Source organism: Streptomyces sp. NBC_01320 (genome assembly GCF_035974375.1).
Lineage (GTDB): Bacteria > Actinomycetota > Actinomycetes > Streptomycetales > Streptomycetaceae > Streptomyces > Streptomyces yanii.
Genome location: NZ_CP108390.1, coordinates 5,234,791 through 5,250,687, shown reverse-complemented (window position 1 = coordinate 5,250,687; position 15,897 = coordinate 5,234,791). Strand labels below are relative to the sequence as shown.

Genomic DNA, 15,897 nt, shown 5'->3' with positions numbered 1-15,897 from the left:
ACCGCCAGCTGTCTAACGGAGATCGCCATGACCCGCACTCCCGTGAATGTCACCGTGACCGGCGCAGCCGGCCAGATCGGCTACGCGCTGCTCTTCCGCATCGCCTCCGGCCACCTGCTCGGCCCGGACGTGCCGGTCAACCTGCGCCTTCTGGAGATCCCGCAGGGGCTGAAGGCCGCCGAGGGCACCGCGATGGAGCTCGACGACTGCGCCTTCCCGCTGCTGCGCAACATCGAGATCACGGACGACGCCAACGTCGGCTTCGCCGGTGCGAACGTCGCCCTGCTCGTCGGCGCCCGCCCGCGCACGAAGGGCATGGAGCGCGGCGACCTGCTCTCCGCCAACGGCGGCATCTTCAAGCCGCAGGGCAAGGCCATCAACGACAACGCCGCGGACGACATCAAGGTCCTCGTCGTCGGCAACCCGGCCAACACCAACGCGCTCATCGCGCAGGCCGCCGCCCCGGACGTACCGGCCGAGCGCTTCACCGCGATGACCCGCCTGGACCACAACCGCGCGATCTCGCAGCTGGCCGCCAAGACCGGTGCCGCCGTCTCCGACATCAGGAAGCTGACGATCTGGGGCAACCACTCGGCGACCCAGTACCCGGACATCTTCCACGCGGAGATCGCCGGCAAGAACGCCGCCGAGCTCGTCAACGACGAGGCGTGGCTGGCCGACACCTTCATCCCGACCGTCGCCAAGCGCGGCGCCGCGATCATCGAGGCCCGCGGCGCGTCCTCGGCCGCCTCGGCCGCCAACGCCGCCATCGACCACGTGTACACCTGGGTCAACGGCACCGCCGCCGGGGACTGGACCTCGATGGGTATCCCGTCGGACGGTTCCTACGGTGTGCCCGAGGGCCTCATCTCGTCGTTCCCGGTCACCACGAAGGACGGCAAGTACGAGATCGTCCAGGGCCTGGACATCAACGAGTTCTCCCGCGCGCGCATCGACGCGTCGGTGCAGGAGCTCACCGAGGAGCGCGACGCGGTCCGCGAGCTCGGCCTGATCTGACCGTCGGATCCGGTCGTCCCCGATCCGGTCCGTACGCCCTTCGCGTACCTCACCGCCCTCGGCAGCCGCTGCTGCCGGGGGCGGCCGTGTATGCGGACCCGTACGCCCCGCCCGGGAACTGACCGCGCCCCGACCGGGTCTGTGTGGTCATGCGTGTGACGATGATTCTTCCGGCCCTGACCGAGGCGACCAGCCCGCTCTTCCGGCCCATCAAGTACTCGCTCTTCCCACCGCTCGGCCTGGCGACCCTCGCCGGCTACCTGGACCCGGACGACGAGGTGACGCTCCTCGACGAACATGTCGAGCGGGTCGACATCGAGGCGCTCGACAGCCCCGACCTGCTCGTCGTCCAGCCGTACATCACTTCCGCCCGGCGCGGCTACGAGATAGCCGACCACTTCCGCGCCCGTGGCGTGCACGTCGCCATGGGCGGCCTGCACGTGACCTCGCTCCCCGACGAGGCGTCGGAGCACGCCGACACGATTTTCACCGGGCCGGGGGAGGACACCTGGCCCCTCTTCCTGAAGGAGTTCCGGGACGGTGTGCCGGGCCGCCGCTACGACTCCACACTGCGCACGCTGGCCGGACTGCCGCCCGTGCGAAGGGATCTGATCAAGCGTCACCTCTATCTGGTGCCCAACTCGATCGTCGTCTCGCGCGGCTGTCCGCACCACTGCGACTTCTGCTACAAGGACGCCTTCTTCGAGGGCGGCAAGTCCTTCTACACCCAGGCCGTGGACGACGCCCTCGCCGAGATCGAGCGGCTGCCCGGCCGCCATCTGTACTTCCTCGACGACCATCTGCTCGGAAACCGGCGCTTCGCGGAGTCACTCTTCGACGGGATGGCCGGCATGGGGAGGCTCTGGCAGGCGGCCGGAACCGTCAAGTCCGTACTCCAGCCGGATCTGCTGGAACGGGCCGTCGACGCGGGACTGCGCAGCCTGTTCGTCGGCTTCGAGACCGTCAACAGCGCCAACCTCGCCGAGCGCCGCAAGGACCAGAACATCGGCAAGGACTACGCGGCCGCCGTCCGCCGGCTCCACGACGCCGGTGTCATGGTCAACGCCAGCTTCGTCTTCGGACTCGACCACGACGGGCCGGACGTCTTCGACCGTACGGTGGAGTGGGCCGTCGAGCAGGGCATCGAGACGGCCACCTTCCACATCATGACGCCGTACCCGTCCACCGGTCTGTGGAAGCAGATGGAGGCCGAGGACCGGATCGTCCATCGGGACTGGGACCTCTACGACACCCGCCATGTCGTCTACCGGCCGACGGGGATGACTCCGCGTCAACTGGAGGACGGCTACTGGCGCGCCTACCGGGACTTCTACCGGTGGTCCAACATCTGGCGCGGCGCGTCCGCCCAGCCGGGCACGCACGAGCGGATGCGACACCTGGCGTACGCCGGCGGCTGGAAGAAGTTCGAACCCGCCTGGGACGCCCTGATCCGCTCCCGCAACGTGGTGCGGGCCATGCCCATGCTGGAACGGACCCTGGCGGCCTTCGGCGGACGACAGGCCACGGCCGGCTCGCCCGGCGCACGGTGATGCGCCGCCCGACCGGCTAGCCGGCGTGCAGCCGGTCGGCCATCTCCCGCACGGCTGCCATGGCTCGGCGCTGCAGGCCGGGGCCGAAGGTGATGCGCGTGGCGCCCAGCTCGCCGAGCCGGCGCGGGGTCGGGCCGTCCGGCAGCGCCAGTGCGTTGAGCGGGGTCGCGATGGCGGCGGCCAGGCGGGGAAGGGACTCGGGCGGCGCGGCGATCGGGTAGACGCAGTCCGCGCCGACCGACGCGTACAGCCGGGCGCGGGCGATCGTCTCCGCCTCCGGGTCCGTGCCGTCAGGGACGCCGCGTACGTACGTGTCGACGCGGGCGTTGACGAAGAGGTCCTCGCCCGCCACCGCCCGTACCTCCGCCAGCCGGTCCGCCTGCCGCTGCGGGTCGAGGAGGACGCCGTCCGCGGAGTCCTCCAGATTGCAGCCGACCGCGCCGGTGGCCAGAAGACGCTCCACGAGCTCCTTCGGCGGCAGCCCGTAACCGGCCTCGATGTCCGCCGACACGGGTACGGGGACGGCGCGCACGATCCGGGCGACGGCCGCGAACATCTCGGCGGCGGGCGTCGCCCCGTCCTCGTACCCGAGCGAGGCCGCGACCCCGGCGCTCGGGATGGCCAGCGCCGGGAAGCCCGCGTCGGCGAAGGCGCGGGCGCTCGCGGCGTCCCACGGGCCGGGGAGGACCAGCGGATCGCCGGGGGCGCGGCCGTGATGCAGCGCACGAAGGACGGACACAGTCATCGCGGGGCTCCTGGGGTGGGGTGAACTGACGGACCGGAGCACGGCCCGGACCGGATCTGACGGATCCGGGTCAGTGCTTGCTGTCGCCCGGGGTGTAGTGACCCGGGACCATCCGGGTGGTCACACCGAACCGGTTCCAGGCGTTGATCACCGTGATGGCGGCGATCAGCTGAGCGAGCTCGGCCTCCTCGAAATGCTTCGCGGCCTTCTCGTACACCTCGTCCGGCACGAAACCGTCGGTCAGAACCGTCACGGCATCCGTCAGCTCGATCGCCGCGATCTCCTTCTCCGTGTAGAAGTGCCGCGACTCCTCCCACGCGCTGAGTTGAACGATCCGCTCGACGGACTCGCCCGCCGCGAGCGCGTCCTTGGTGTGCATGTCGAGGCAGAACGCACAGTGGTTCAGCTGCGAGGCGCGGACCTTCACCAGTTCGGCGAGGACCGGATCGAGGCCCTTACGGGACGCGGCGTCCAGCCGGACCATGGCTTTGTAGACATCCGGGGCGAGCTGGGCCCAGTGCAGGCGGGCGCTGTGCTCGGGGGCGCGGTCGGAGCTCGGGTGGGAGTGCTCGTTCGTAGTCATGGGTACAACGCTACGGGGTGGATGGCGCACAGGTATGGTCCATTTCCATGAAGGATTCCTGGGCCACTTTCGGAGCCGACCTGCACATCGACCCGACTGCTGCGGCAGGGCTGCGGGCCGGGCTGATGGACGCGCTGCGGGAGGCCGTACGGACCGGGCGGCTGGCACCCGGTACCCGGTTGCCTTCCTCCCGCACCCTCGCCGCGGACCTGGGTATCGCCCGGAACACCGTCGCCGACGCCTACGCCGAACTGGTCGCCGAGGGGTGGCTCACCGCCCGGCAGGGCTCCGGTACGAGGGTCGCGCAGCGGGCCGAACCGCGTCCGGTGGCCACGACGGCGCCGCGTTCCAGGCCGGTGCGCCGACGGCCCGCGTACAGCCTGATGCCCGGCTCGCCGGATCTCTCCACGTTCCCGCGCGCCGACTGGCTCAAGGCGGCCCGGCGCGCCCTGACCGCCGCGCCCAACGACGCCTTCGGATACGGCGATCCGCACGGACGCATCGAGCTGCGCACCGTACTGGCCGGTTATCTGGCGCGGGCGCGCGGCGTGTACGCGGACCCGGAGCGGATCGTGATCTGTTCCGGCTTCGTCCATGGCCTGATGCTGATGGGGAAGGTGCTGCGGCAGCGACGGGTGCGCGAGGTGGCCGTCGAGTCGTACGGACTGGACATGCACTGGAAGCTGCTCGCTGACGCCGGACTGCGCACCCTCTGCCTGCCGCTCGACGGACTCGGCTCCCGGACGGAGGAACTGGCCGGGATGCGCGGGGTGGGCGCGGTCCTGATGACGCCCGCGCACCAGTTCCCCACGGGGGTCCCGCTCCATCCGGACCGGCGGGCCGCGGCGGTCGACTGGGCGCGGGGCACGGGCGGGCTGATCCTGGAGGACGACTACGACGGGGAGTTCCGCTACGACCGGCAGCCGGTCGGCGCCCTCCAGGGCCTCGACCCGGAACGGGTCGTCTACCTGGGGACGTCCAGCAAGTCCCTGGCGCCGGGACTGCGGCTGGCCTGGATGGTGCTGCCGCCGGGACTGGTGGGGGAGGTGACCGAGGCGAAGGGGCAGGTCGACTGGGTGTCGAGCACGCTGGACCAGCTGACGCTCGCGGAGTTCATCGAGTCCGGTGCCTACGACCGCCACGTGCGCTCCATGCGGCTGCGCTACCGGCGCCGCCGCGACCAGCTCGTCGCGGCGCTTGCCGAACATGCCCCCGCGCTCCGCGTCAGCGGGATCGCCGCGGGTCTGCACGCCGTGGTCGAACTCCCGGAGGGCACCGAGCGGGCGGTGATCCAGGCCGCTGCCTGGCAGGGCCTGGCGCTGGAGGGCCTGGCGCGCTTCCGGCACACGGACGCGGAGGCGGGCAGCGACGCCCTGGTCATCAGCTACGGGGCGCCGACCGACAGCGCCTGGGCAGGAACGCTGGAGGCGCTCTGCCGGGTGCTCCCGTAGGGGCGGGGAGAGCGCACCGGCGCAGTACGCCCTACTGTGCGCCCGGGACGGCCGGCCCGGGGGTGTCCGCCGGGGCCTCGCCGAAGCGGGTCAGCGCCAGCGCGCCCGCGACCGCCACCGCGAACCCGGTGACCGCCAGCCAGCCGAGCCCCTCCCGCGTACGGTCCCCGAGCCAGACGACGCCCACCAGCGCCGGGCCGATCGTCTCGCCGATCACCATGCCGGCCGTCGCCGTCGTCACCGAGCCCCGCTGCAGCGCGGACGTGAGCAGCAGGAACGCCGCACCTCCGCCCAACAGCAGCGCATAGGTCGCCGGGTTGGCGACCAGCGCGGACGGCGAGACGTCGTCGATCAGCCGCACAGCGACCTCGACCACCCCGAAACCGCACCCTGCCCCCAGCCCCAGCATCAGTGCGCGCGACTTCTCCGGCAGCCGCCCGGCCGCCGCGCCGATCAGCAGGACACCCAGCGCGATACCGAGCATCCACCAGCGCAGGGCGGTCGAGCCGGTCCGATCGCCCTCGCCGCCGGAGGCGAGCCCCAGCATGGCGAGACCCGCGCAGACCACGCCGACGGCGGCCCACTCGGTACGGCTCAGCCGCACGTGCAGCAGGCGCGCGGCGACCACGGCCGTCACCGCGAGACTCGCGGCGAGGGCGGCGCCCACCGCATAGATCGGCAGGGAGCGCAGGGCGATGATCTGGAGGACGAAACCGCAGCCGTCGAGAGCGAGTCCGGCCATGTAGCGCCACTGCCGCACGGCGCGCAGCAACAGCGCCGGATCGACCCCCGAACCGGACCCCGGCCCGGCGGCGGCCCGCGCGGCTACGGCCTGGAGGACGGAGGCCGTACCGAAGCAGACCGCGGATCCGAGCGCGCAGATCATCCCGAAGAGCACATGGGGACTCTACGTGGGGTCCCGGCCCACCGGGTTCCGGCCGAATCCAGCAGCCCTCTAATCTGACGAACGTTCCTATGGCGTGAACCGGACAACGGGGAGACAGAAAAATGGCCAAGCGCAGGTTGAGGTCGAGCACGGTGGTGCTCGGTTCCATGGGCGTTCTCGCGGCGGCGATCACCTCCTGCGGTTCGGAGCCGGACAAACGGTGCGTGGACCCGGTCACCCACTCCAAGCTGCCGAGCTACGAGTGCAAGAACAGCAACGGCAAGGGCGACTACTACTACGGCGGCACCTCCAAGGGCGGCACCGTGCAGGGCGGCAGTTTCAACAAGTCCGCCGTCGACCGCGGCGGCTTCGGCTGCTCCGGCACGAGCGGTGGCTGACCGGTCATGGAACGCCGCACCGTACAGCCGCGCCCCGGCTGGCAGGAGACGGTCGAAGAGCAGGGGATCGTCTACCCGCTGACCCGCTACCCGGACGGATCCCTGCGCCCGTACTGGGACGAGAGCGCCTACTACGTCTTCTCGCTGCCCGAGATCGAGGCACTGGAGGACGTCGTCGAGGAACTGCACACCATGTGTCTGGCCGCCGCCGCGCACATCGTCGACCAGGACCGCTTCACCGAGCTCGGCATCACCGACCGCCGACTGGCCGCCCTGATCACCGAATCCTGGCAGCGCCGCGCCGAACTGCCTTCCCTGTACGGCCGGTTCGACCTGTGCTACGACGGGACCGGCCCGGCGAAGATGCTGGAGTACAACGCCGACACCCCCACCTCACTCGTGGAGGCGGCCGGCGCCCAGTGGTTCTGGATGGAGGACCGCTTCCCGGACGCCGACCAGTGGAACTCCCTTCATGAGCGTCTCGTCGCCGCATGGAAGCGGCAGGCCGCACTGCTGCCACCGGGGCCGTTGCACTTCGCCCACTCCGAAGGAGACGAACTCGGCGAGGACCTGATGACGGTCGCGTATCTGCGCGAGACCGCCGAACAGGCCGGGATCGACACCGAGGCACTCTCCGTCGAACAGATCGGCTGGGACCGGTTGACCGGACGGTTCGTCGACGAGCGGCTCCGCTTCATCCGCAGCTGCTTCAAGCTGTACCCGTGGGAGTGGCTGGCGACCGACCGCTTCGGCCCGCATGTCCTGGACACCCTCGACAACGGGGGCGGAACCGGCACCACCTGCTGGATCGAGCCCGCCTGGAAGATGCTCCTCTCCAACAAGGCGCTGACTGGCCGCGGACGGGAAGGGTGGCCGTGGCTATGTCGCCAAGCCGTTGCTCGGCCGGGAGGGCGCCGGTGTCACGATCCATGAACCGGGAAGCCCCGCGGTGATACGGGACGAGCCGTGCTGCTACCAGGAGTTGGCCCCTCTGCCGGACTTCGACGGCAATCGGGTGGTGCTTGGTGCCTGGGTCGTCGAGGACGAGGCGGCAGGGCTCGGCATCCGGGAATCGGCGGGGCTGGTCACGGACGAGTACGCCCGCTTCCTGCCCCACGTCATCCTCTAGTGCCCCTCCCGGCAAGCTTTTAGTGCCCCTCCCGGCAAGCTTTGCCCCGTCGCACCGTCCGGCACGCCCTCCCTCAAGGCCTTGAGGGCCAGGGGGACCCCCTTCCGCGTTGGCCAAAAGCCCTGGTAGCTCCGAGCGCCGGCCGGGGGCGACATGCGCGTCCGGTCAGCCGCGCAGCACCTCCCGGAGTTGCTCCAGGCCCCAGTCCAGGTCCTCCTTGCTGATCACCAGGGGCGGGGCGATCCGGATCGTCGAACCGTGGGTGTCCTTGACCAGCACCCGGCGGTCCATCAGCTTCTCGGAGATCTCCCGGCCCGTGCCGCGGCTCGGGACGATGTCCACGCCCGCCCACAGCCCACGGCCCCGCACCGCCTCCACGGCGCCGCCGCCCACCAGCAGCCCCAGCTCCTGATGGAGGTGGTCACCCAACTCCGTTGCCCGTTGCTGGAATTCACCGGTACGCAGCATCGCCATGACTTCCAGTGCGACCGCGCAGGCGAGCGGATTCCCACCGAACGTCGAACCGTGCTCACCGGGCCGGTAGACCCCCAGCACCTCGGCCGACGAGACGACGGCCGACACCGGGACCACGCCGCCGCCCAGCGCCTTGCCGAGCACGTACATGTCCGGCACGACGCCCTCGTGCTCACAGGCGAAGGTCTTGCCCGTCCGGCCCAGACCCGACTGGATCTCGTCCGCGATGAACAGCACATTCCGTTCTCGGGTCAGCTCGCGGACCCCGGGGAGATAGCCGGGCGGCGGCACCAGCACCCCGGCCTCGCCCTGGATCGGCTCCATCAGGACCGCCACGGTGTTCTCGGTCATTGCCGCACGGAGCGCGGTGAGGTCCCCGTACGGCACGATCTCGAACCCCGGCGTGTACGGGCCGAAGTCCGTCCGAGCCTCCTGGTCCGTGGAGAAGCTGATGATGGTCGTCGTCCGGCCGTGGAAGTTGTTCGCGGCGACGATGATCTTCGCCATGCCGTCCGGGACGTTCTTGACCCGATAGCCCCACTTGCGGGCGGTCTTCACCGCCGTCTCCACCGCCTCCGCCCCCGTGTTCATCGGCAGCACCATTTCCATGCCGCACAACTCGGCGAGCTGCGTGCAGAAATCGGCGAACCGGTCGTGGTGGAAGGCGCGCGAGGTCAGGGTCACCCGGTCCAGCTGCGCCTTGGCGGCCTCGATCAGACGCCGGTTGCCATGGCCGAAGTTGAGCGCCGAATAGCCCGCGAGCATGTCGAGGTACCGCCGACCCTCGACGTCGGTCATCCAGGCGCCGTCCGCCGAGGCGACGACGACCGGAAGCGGATGATAGTTGTGCGCGCTGTGCGCCTCGGCGGAGGCGATGGCAGTTTCCGTGGTCGACACGGGATCTCCGTTCGTCGTGCGGCGTGGGCTGGGGTATTGCCCACTTTGTATCGTCGGTCGGATCCTCGGGGAGGAAACCTTCAATCCACGGCGCGCCCATGCGTTTGCGCAGTCAGAGGTCGAGGAGTTCCTGACGTGGACCGGTCTCCCGGCCGTACCGGCCCTCGCCCCCACCCCCGCCGCCTCGACGGGTCGCCAGCGGCCGCAGGGCCAGGGCGAGCGCCGCCCCTGCCACCAGCCCGGGTACGGCCCACCACACACCGTTGAAGCGGTCGGACGAGCCGGAGGTCCCGGCCGCCGTCGGGGCAGCGGACGCGGCGGGCCACGGTGCCGGTGCGGGGCCCGCCGCGCGGCCCTGCGGGGCGGACTGCCCGCTGTCCTCCCACGGCTGCGGGAACAGCGCCGCGTACGCCTCCTCGCTGCTCTTCTTCCCCAGCAGCCCGAGCTGCTTGAACAGCGCTACCAGCTCCGCCGGCTTCTTCGCCCGGTGCCAGTACCCGCGGTAGGTATAGGGAACTTCGGAGGCCGTGTGTATCCAGACCATGTCCGGGTCGTCTCCCGGGAAGACCCGGTCGGTCCGCATCGGCTCCAGGTCGTGGGCCATCCAGGTCACATTGATCTGCCGCGTCCCCACCGCCCCGTCCAGGCTCTGGGGCCGCTCCTTGTCGCCTTCGCCCGCTGGGCCCAGCAGCGCCTCCAGCTTGGTGTACCTCGGATCCGAGACGGAGAGCGCGGTCGCCTTCCCGCTGTCCGGTGAGGCGACCAGCACCGTCGTCGGCCCGCCCGCCACCGCACCCGGAGCGAGAAAGAGGCTCAGCCCGCACACCGCCGCCGCCGACACGGCCAGCCGTCGCAGAAATCGGAAGCAGCCCACCGGCCGCCGGGTGGATCGAAAGCCTGGCTGTTGTTCCGCGAGCCGGCCTCCTGGCTTTCGCATGACGTCCCCCTTGCGCTGTCCGGTACGGACCGCCCGTACCGTGTCACCTCTGGTACACCGCCCGGGCCCCGCAGGTTCCCCTCCCGGGCCGAAAAGTTTTCCGGACCGTCAGAGCGCGGAACCGGCGACCGAACGGGCCCGCTCCCGCGATGCCACGCCCTCCAGCCGCAGTGTCATCCGCCCGTCCTTCACCCACAACAGGGTGGGTCCGGCAGTCCGTTGGGACCGTGACCACCGCACACCGTCCCCGTCGACCAGGCCGAACCGCAGCACATGCGGCCTCGCGAACCAGAGGCCGTCCACCGCGCCGCCGCGGCCGTCGGCCACCTTCAGCCACTCCGGCTGTTCCCGCACCTGTTTGGTGAAGTACGGATCCAGCGGCGCCGCGAACTCGTCGAGCCGTATCGTCCGCCCCGCCTCCTGCCAGCACAGTGTGACCATCCACCGGCCCTCCGGCAGCCCCGACACGGACAACGCGTCCGGCGCACCGAGCGCCCTGGGCACGACCGGTTGGAAACCCGACCGCCGCGCCGCCTCTTCCGTCGTCACCGGGGTGCCGCAGCCCGGCACCGGCGCTCCCGGCCGCGCGGGGACCGGCGCGGACGGGTCGTACCGCACGTCCACCCCGCCGAAGTCGAACCAGTCGGCGACCGTCGCCCGCACCGGAGGCGTCAGCACCAGCACGACCAGGAGGCCCGAGAGAGCCGCGACCATCAGACGGGCCCGCCGGCGGGCCCACGCCCCGGCCCGCTCCAGCCGTCCCGGGAGTACCGGCACGGGCACCGGGACCGCTTCGGCGACGATCTGCGCCAGCACTCGCTCGGCCATCGTCAGCCCGCCGCCCTCCGGCTCGGGGACCTTCATCCCGCGCCCCAGCGCCAGCAGCTCCGCCCGCAGGCGCGCCCGGTCCGGATCATTCACACCCGTCATCCCACGTCACCCCCTCCCACCCCGGTCCCGAGCTTCTTCTCCAGCTTCTTCAGCGCACGGTTCAGCCGGGACTTCACCGTCCCCCGCGGCCAGCCCAGCGTCCGTGCCGTCTCCGCCTCGTCCATCTCCAGCAGGTATCGGTAGGTGACCACCTGCCGATGCTCCTCGCTCAGCTCGTCGAGCGCGGCTGTCAGCAGCGTCCGCCGCTCCTCCGCGAGCGCCGCCACCGCCGGATCCGCCGACTCCGGTATCACCGGCTCGGCGCCCCGCAGCACCGCCTCGCGCCCGGCCACAGCCCGCGCCCGGCCCGCCGACCGGAGTGAGTTCCTCGTCTCATTCACGACGATCCGCAGGAGCCACGGACGGAACGCCGCGCCTTCCCGGAATTGCCCGAGCGACTGATACGCCTTGAAGAACGCGGACTGCACCACATCCTCCGCCTCGGCCCCCGCTCCGAAGGCGACCGCGGCCCGCAGCGCGACGCCCGTGTGGGCGCGCACCAGCTGCGCGTATGCCTCCGCCTCTCCGGCGCGCACACGAGCGATCACCGCGGCCTCGCCCTCTGCCGCCGCCCCTTCCGGCGCCTCCGCACGGGTCCCGGTCCGCTGTTCGACCCGCCCCTCGGCCTGCCCTCCGGCACGCCCGGGAGCGCGGTCCGCACCCCTGTCCTCGACGGCGCGGCCCCCCTCCCAGCCCCTCTGCAGGGCCCCCTCCTGCGTCCTCACACCTTTCATACACCGGCTGCCGGAGATCGGTTCCGTACCTGAGACAATGAGTTCTATGGCCTCTGAACGCCCCCGCGTGCTCTCCGGAATCCAGCCCACCGCAGGCTCGTTCCACCTCGGCAACTACCTCGGCGCAGTCCGCCAGTGGGTGGAGCTGCAGGAGTCCCACGACGCCTTCTACATGGTTGTGGACCTGCATGCGATCACCGTTCCGCAGGATCCCGCGGAGCTGCGTGCGAACACCCGGCTCGCCGCCGCCCAACTGCTGGCCGCCGGTCTCGACCCCGAGCGCTGCACGCTCTTCGTCCAGAGCCATGTCCCGGAGCACGCCCAGCTCGGCTGGGTCATGAACTGTCTCACCGGTTTCGGCGAGGCCTCCCGGATGACGCAGTTCAAGGACAAGTCCGCCAAGCAGGGCGCCGACCGGGCGACCGTCGGCCTCTTCACGTACCCGGTCCTCCAGGTCGCGGACATCCTGCTCTACCAGGCCCACCAGGTCCCGGTCGGCGAGGACCAGCGCCAGCACATCGAGCTCACCCGCGACCTCGCCGAGCGCTTCAACGGCCGGTTCGGAGACACGTTCACCATTCCGGCGCCGTACATCCTCAAGGAGACGGCGAAGATCTACGACCTGCAGGACCCGTCGATCAAGATGAGCAAGTCGGCGTCCACGCCGAAGGGCCTGATCAACCTGCTCGACGAGCCGAAGACCACGGCCAAGAAGGTCAAGAGCGCGGTCACCGACACCGACACGGTCATCCGGTACGACGTCGAGAACAAGCCAGGTGTCAGCAACCTTCTGACCATCTACTCCACCCTCACCGGCACGGGTATCGCGGATCTGGAGCAGAAGTACGAGGGCAAGGGCTACGGTGCGTTGAAGACCGACCTCGCAGAGGTCATGGTCGAGTTCGTCACACCGTTCCGGACCCGAACCGAGGAATATCTCGACGACCCGGAGACGCTGGACTCGATCCTGGCCAAGGGGGCGGAGAAGGCCCGGGCGGTGGCGGCCGAGACCCTGGCCCGGACGTACGACCGGATGGGCTTTCTGCCCGCGAAGCACTGAGTCCAAGGACCCTGGCGAGATGACGGCTCAAGGCTGCACACTGGCGGTGGGAGACCAACCCCGGTGATGGTCTGAATCCAGCCATCGACCGCGGTGACGACGGCACGCCGGTCACCGACTTCGAAGAGTGAGGAGAACGACGTGGGGACCGTTACGCTCGGCGTTTCGATCGCGGTCCCGGAGCCCTACGGCAGCCTGCTCCAGGAGCGGCGCGCGAGCTTCGGGGATCCTGCCGCATACGGCATTCCCACCCACGTCACGCTTCTTCCGCCGACCGAGGCGGACGCGGCCGACCTGCCCGCGATCGAGCGGCATCTCGCGGGGATCGCGACAGGCGGCCGTCCCTTTCCGATGCGGCTGTCCGGCACGGGGACCTTCCGCCCCCTGTCGCCGGTCGTCTTCGTCCAGGTCGTCGAGGGCGCGTCTGCCTGCTCCTGGCTGCAGAAGCGGGTGCGGGACGCGTCCGGCCCGCTGGGGCGCGAGCTGCAGTTCCCGTACCACCCGCATGTGACCGTGGCGCACGAGATCCCGGAGCAGGCGATGGACCGGGCGTACGAGGAGCTCGCCGACTACGAGGCGTCCTGGACCTGCGGTTCCTTCGCACTGTACGAACAGGGTCCGGACGCCGTCTGGCGCAAGATCAACGAGTTCCCGTTCGGGGCCGAGGGTGGCGCGCCCGCCGTGCCCGCGCAGGGCGGCAGCTCGGTGGACGAGCCGTCCCTGCAGCCCTGAGGCTTCCGTAAGCGGTGCGCTCAGACCGGCAGGCGCCGGAAGAGCGGCCGCGGCACGTGCCGCAGCGCCGACATCACCACCCGCAGTGCCCCCGGTACCCACACCGTCTCCGAGCGCCGCCGCAGTCCCGTCACGATCGCCTCGGCGACCGCGTCCGGGGTTGTCGCGAGCGGTGCCTCCGGCATCCCCGCCGTCATCTTCGACCGTACGAAGCCGGGGCGTACGACCATCACATGCACCCCCGTGCCGTGCAGCGCGTCCCCCAGCCCCTGGGCGAACGCGTCCAGGCCCGCCTTGCTCGACCCGTAGATGAAGTTGGCGCGCCGGGCACGCTCACCCGCCACCGAGGACAGCACCACCAGCGATCCGTGCCCCTGCGCCTGGAGTGCGCCGGCGCACACCAGTCCGGCGGAGACGGCGCCGGTGTAGTTGGTCTGGGCGACCCGGACCGCGGAGAGCGGTTCCTCCTCGTCGCGTCCCTGGTCTCCGAGGACGCCGAACGCGAGCAGCACCATGTCGATGTCGCCCTCGGTGAAGATCTTGCCGAGAGCGGTCTCGTGGGACTCGGAGTCGAGGGCGTCGAAGGCGACGGTACGGACGTACGCACCCAGTTCCCGCAGTTCGGCCGCGGCCGATTCCAGGGCGGGGGAGGGGCGTCCGGCCAGCCAGACCGTGCGGGTGCGGCGGGCGATCAGCCGGCGCGCGGTGGCGAGCCCGATCGCCGATGTCCCACCGAGGACGAGCAGGGACTGCGGGGCACCGAAGGCATCCTTCACGAAAACACTCCTAGCGGGGGGAGGAGGGGGCGGGCAGTGCGGGGGCTCAGAGGCCGAGGCGGCGGGAGAGGTCCGAACGGAACGCCCCGTCCGGGTCCAGTTCGGCGCGCAGCGCCCGGAATTCGGGCAGCCGCGGATACATCGCGGCCAGCGTCTCGGGACGCAGCCGGGAATCCTTCGCCAGGTAGACGCGGCCACCGGCCGTCGCGACCTCGTCGTCCAGCTCGTCGAGGAAGCGGGCCAGGTTCGGCAGCGTGGCGGGCAGATCGAGGGCGAGCGTCCACCCGGGCATCGGGAACGACAGCCAGCCCGGATCGCCGTTCCCGAACCGTTTGAGCACGGCCAGGAACGACGGGCAGCGCCGTCGCGAGATCCGGCGCACGATCCGGCGCAGCGCCTCCTCCTGCCCGAGTCCGACGACGAATTGGTAGGGCACGAAGCCGCCGCGGCCGTACACCCGGTTCCAGTGCGGTACGCCGTCCAGCGGGTGGAAGAACGTGGACAGCTTCTGGAGTTCGCCGATGCGGTACGTGGGGGCCCTGCGGTACCAGAGCTCGTTGAACAGGGCGACAGAGGTGCGGCCGAGCAGTCCGTGCGGTACGAACGCGGGCGCGACGGGCAGGTGTCCCGGGCGGAACGCGAGCGGTGTGCGCCGGGCGCGCGCCGGGAGCACATGCAGGGGCGCGTGCTCCCCTCGGGTGAGTACGGACCGCCCGGTCGCCCTGCCCCGGGCGAGGAGGTCGATCCAGGCGGCCGAGTAGTGGTAGCGGTGGTCGGAGGAGGTGAGCCGGGCCATCAAGTCGTCCAGATCGACAGCCCGTTCGGTGGTGACCGACATCAGTGACGTCGCGACGGGCTGGAACCGGAGCGTGGCCGAGAGGATCACCCCGGTCAATCCCACGCCGCCCGCGGTCGCGTCGAAGAGAGCGGTGCCGGGCCGGACCGTACGGATCCTTCCGTCGGCGGTCAGCAGCTCCATGTCCTGCACGTGGCGGGAGAAGGAGCCGGAGACGTGATGGTTCCTGCCGTGGATGTCGGCGCCGATCGCTCCGCCCACGGTGACGTAACGGGTCCCGGGAGTCACCGGCACGAACCAGCCGAGCGGCAGCAGTACCTCCATCAGCCGGTGCAGGCTCACGCCCGCGTCGCACACCACCAGACCGGTGGCGGCGTCGATGGTGCGGATCCGGTTCAGCGCGGTCATGTCGAGGACGGAGCCGCCCGCGTTCTGTGCCGCGTCGCCGTAGGCCCGGCCCAGACCGCGCGCGATGGAACCGCGGGGTCCGCAGCCGCGCACCGCGACCGCCGCCTCCTCGTACGTACGGGGACGGAACCGCAGGGCGGTCGTCGGGGCGGTACGACCCCAGCCGGTCAGGGAGACGGTGTCGACAGACATGGTGGTGACCGTATCGCCCGAGAAAACACCTTTGCGGGATTTGTTACATAGCTCACCGTAATGGGTTATTGAAGGAGTTTCACTCATCAATGACGCGCAACTTCCTTTATTGACCAGAAGAGTTCGCTTCGGGAAGACCCGGAAGAGGGGTGACGGATGCGCGATGCGAGGCTCTTCGCCGACTGATGGGTACTCGCCCCGC

General features: G+C 70.7%; 15 protein-coding genes and 1 pseudogene. 7 read left to right on the top strand and 9 right to left on the bottom strand.

What is annotated here, in order from left to right; genetic code table 11:
• Positions 1–27 precede the first annotated feature (27 nt).
• Both OG395_RS23685 and OG395_RS23680 read left to right on the top strand, forming a co-directional pair.
• Positions 28–1,017, top strand: coding sequence for a malate dehydrogenase (locus tag OG395_RS23685; RefSeq protein WP_266982393.1), 990 nt, complete (start codon positions 28–30; stop codon positions 1,015–1,017).
• Positions 1,018–1,166: 149 nt separating this feature from the next.
• Positions 1,167–2,567, top strand: coding sequence for a B12-binding domain-containing radical SAM protein (locus tag OG395_RS23680; RefSeq protein WP_327244750.1), 1,401 nt, complete (start codon positions 1,167–1,169; stop codon positions 2,565–2,567).
• A gap of 16 nt (positions 2,568–2,583) precedes the next feature.
• Here the strand turns inward: OG395_RS23680 and OG395_RS23675 are convergent, their stop codons facing one another.
• The gene (locus tag OG395_RS23675) at positions 2,584–3,312 is read right to left on the bottom strand and encodes an isocitrate lyase/PEP mutase family protein (RefSeq protein ID WP_327244749.1); all 729 of its coding nucleotides are present in this window, start codon (positions 3,310–3,312) and stop codon (positions 2,584–2,586) included.
• A 70-nt stretch (positions 3,313–3,382) separates the two neighbouring features.
• A complete protein-coding gene (locus OG395_RS23670) occupies positions 3,383–3,895 on the bottom strand; it encodes a carboxymuconolactone decarboxylase family protein (RefSeq protein WP_327244748.1) in 513 nt (170 codons plus the stop codon).
• Between the two features lie 47 nt (positions 3,896–3,942).
• Here OG395_RS23670 and pdxR point away from each other — a divergent pair, with 47 nt between their 5' ends.
• Entirely contained in the window at positions 3,943–5,346 is a 1,404-nt protein-coding gene (pdxR, locus tag OG395_RS23665; protein ID WP_327244747.1) for a MocR-like pyridoxine biosynthesis transcription factor PdxR, read from the top strand.
• Positions 5,347–5,377: 31 nt separating this feature from the next.
• Here pdxR and OG395_RS23660 read toward each other — a convergent pair whose 3' ends face one another.
• The gene (locus OG395_RS23660; RefSeq protein ID WP_327249436.1) at positions 5,378–6,232 is read right to left on the bottom strand and encodes a hypothetical protein; all 855 of its coding nucleotides are present in this window, start codon (positions 6,230–6,232) and stop codon (positions 5,378–5,380) included.
• A gap of 122 nt (positions 6,233–6,354) precedes the next feature.
• Between OG395_RS23660 and OG395_RS23655 the strand changes: the two genes are divergently transcribed.
• Together OG395_RS23655 and OG395_RS23650 are read left to right on the top strand one after the other, a co-directional pair.
• Entirely contained in the window at positions 6,355–6,630 is a 276-nt protein-coding gene (locus OG395_RS23655; RefSeq protein WP_327244746.1) for a hypothetical protein, read from the top strand.
• 6 nt (positions 6,631–6,636) lie between these two features.
• Positions 6,637–7,759, top strand: a pseudogene (locus tag OG395_RS23650) (glutathionylspermidine synthase family protein).
• 165 nt (positions 7,760–7,924) lie between these two features.
• On the opposite strand, the gene rocD reads toward OG395_RS23650, so the two are convergent.
• From rocD to OG395_RS23630, 4 genes are all read right to left on the bottom strand, one after another.
• Positions 7,925–9,130 (bottom strand): ornithine--oxo-acid transaminase, encoded by a 1,206-nt coding sequence (gene rocD, locus OG395_RS23645; protein ID WP_327244745.1) that lies wholly within the window; start codon positions 9,128–9,130, stop codon positions 7,925–7,927.
• 112 nt (positions 9,131–9,242) lie between these two features.
• On the bottom strand, positions 9,243–10,067 hold the full coding sequence (locus tag OG395_RS23640; RefSeq protein WP_327244744.1) for a hypothetical protein: 825 nt from the start codon (positions 10,065–10,067) through the stop codon (positions 9,243–9,245).
• Positions 10,068–10,175: 108 nt separating this feature from the next.
• Positions 10,176–10,997: a hypothetical protein gene (locus OG395_RS23635; RefSeq protein ID WP_327244743.1), complete on the bottom strand. Its 822-nt coding sequence runs from the start codon at positions 10,995–10,997 to the stop codon at positions 10,176–10,178.
• Complete coding sequence (locus tag OG395_RS23630; protein WP_327249435.1) at positions 10,994–11,545, bottom strand: RNA polymerase sigma factor; 552 nt, start codon at positions 11,543–11,545, stop codon at positions 10,994–10,996. Before OG395_RS23630 ends, OG395_RS23635 begins: the two co-directional genes overlap by 4 nt.
• 232 nt (positions 11,546–11,777) lie before the next feature.
• On the opposite strand from OG395_RS23630, the gene trpS reads away from it, so the two are divergent.
• Together trpS and OG395_RS23620 are read left to right on the top strand one after the other, a co-directional pair.
• Positions 11,778–12,791: a tryptophan--tRNA ligase gene (gene trpS / locus OG395_RS23625; protein WP_327244742.1), complete on the top strand. Its 1,014-nt coding sequence runs from the start codon at positions 11,778–11,780 to the stop codon at positions 12,789–12,791.
• A gap of 141 nt (positions 12,792–12,932) precedes the next feature.
• Positions 12,933–13,523: a 2'-5' RNA ligase family protein gene (locus OG395_RS23620; RefSeq protein ID WP_327244741.1), complete on the top strand. Its 591-nt coding sequence runs from the start codon at positions 12,933–12,935 to the stop codon at positions 13,521–13,523.
• 20 nt (positions 13,524–13,543) lie between these two features.
• Here the strand turns inward: OG395_RS23620 and OG395_RS23615 are convergent, their stop codons facing one another.
• Together OG395_RS23615 and OG395_RS23610 are read right to left on the bottom strand one after the other, a co-directional pair.
• Positions 13,544–14,299: a decaprenylphospho-beta-D-erythro-pentofuranosid-2-ulose 2-reductase gene (locus tag OG395_RS23615; protein WP_327244740.1), complete on the bottom strand. Its 756-nt coding sequence runs from the start codon at positions 14,297–14,299 to the stop codon at positions 13,544–13,546.
• Between the two features lie 46 nt (positions 14,300–14,345).
• Positions 14,346–15,695, bottom strand: coding sequence for an FAD-binding oxidoreductase (locus OG395_RS23610; protein ID WP_327244739.1), 1,350 nt, complete (start codon positions 15,693–15,695; stop codon positions 14,346–14,348).
• Positions 15,696–15,897 lie beyond the last annotated feature (202 nt).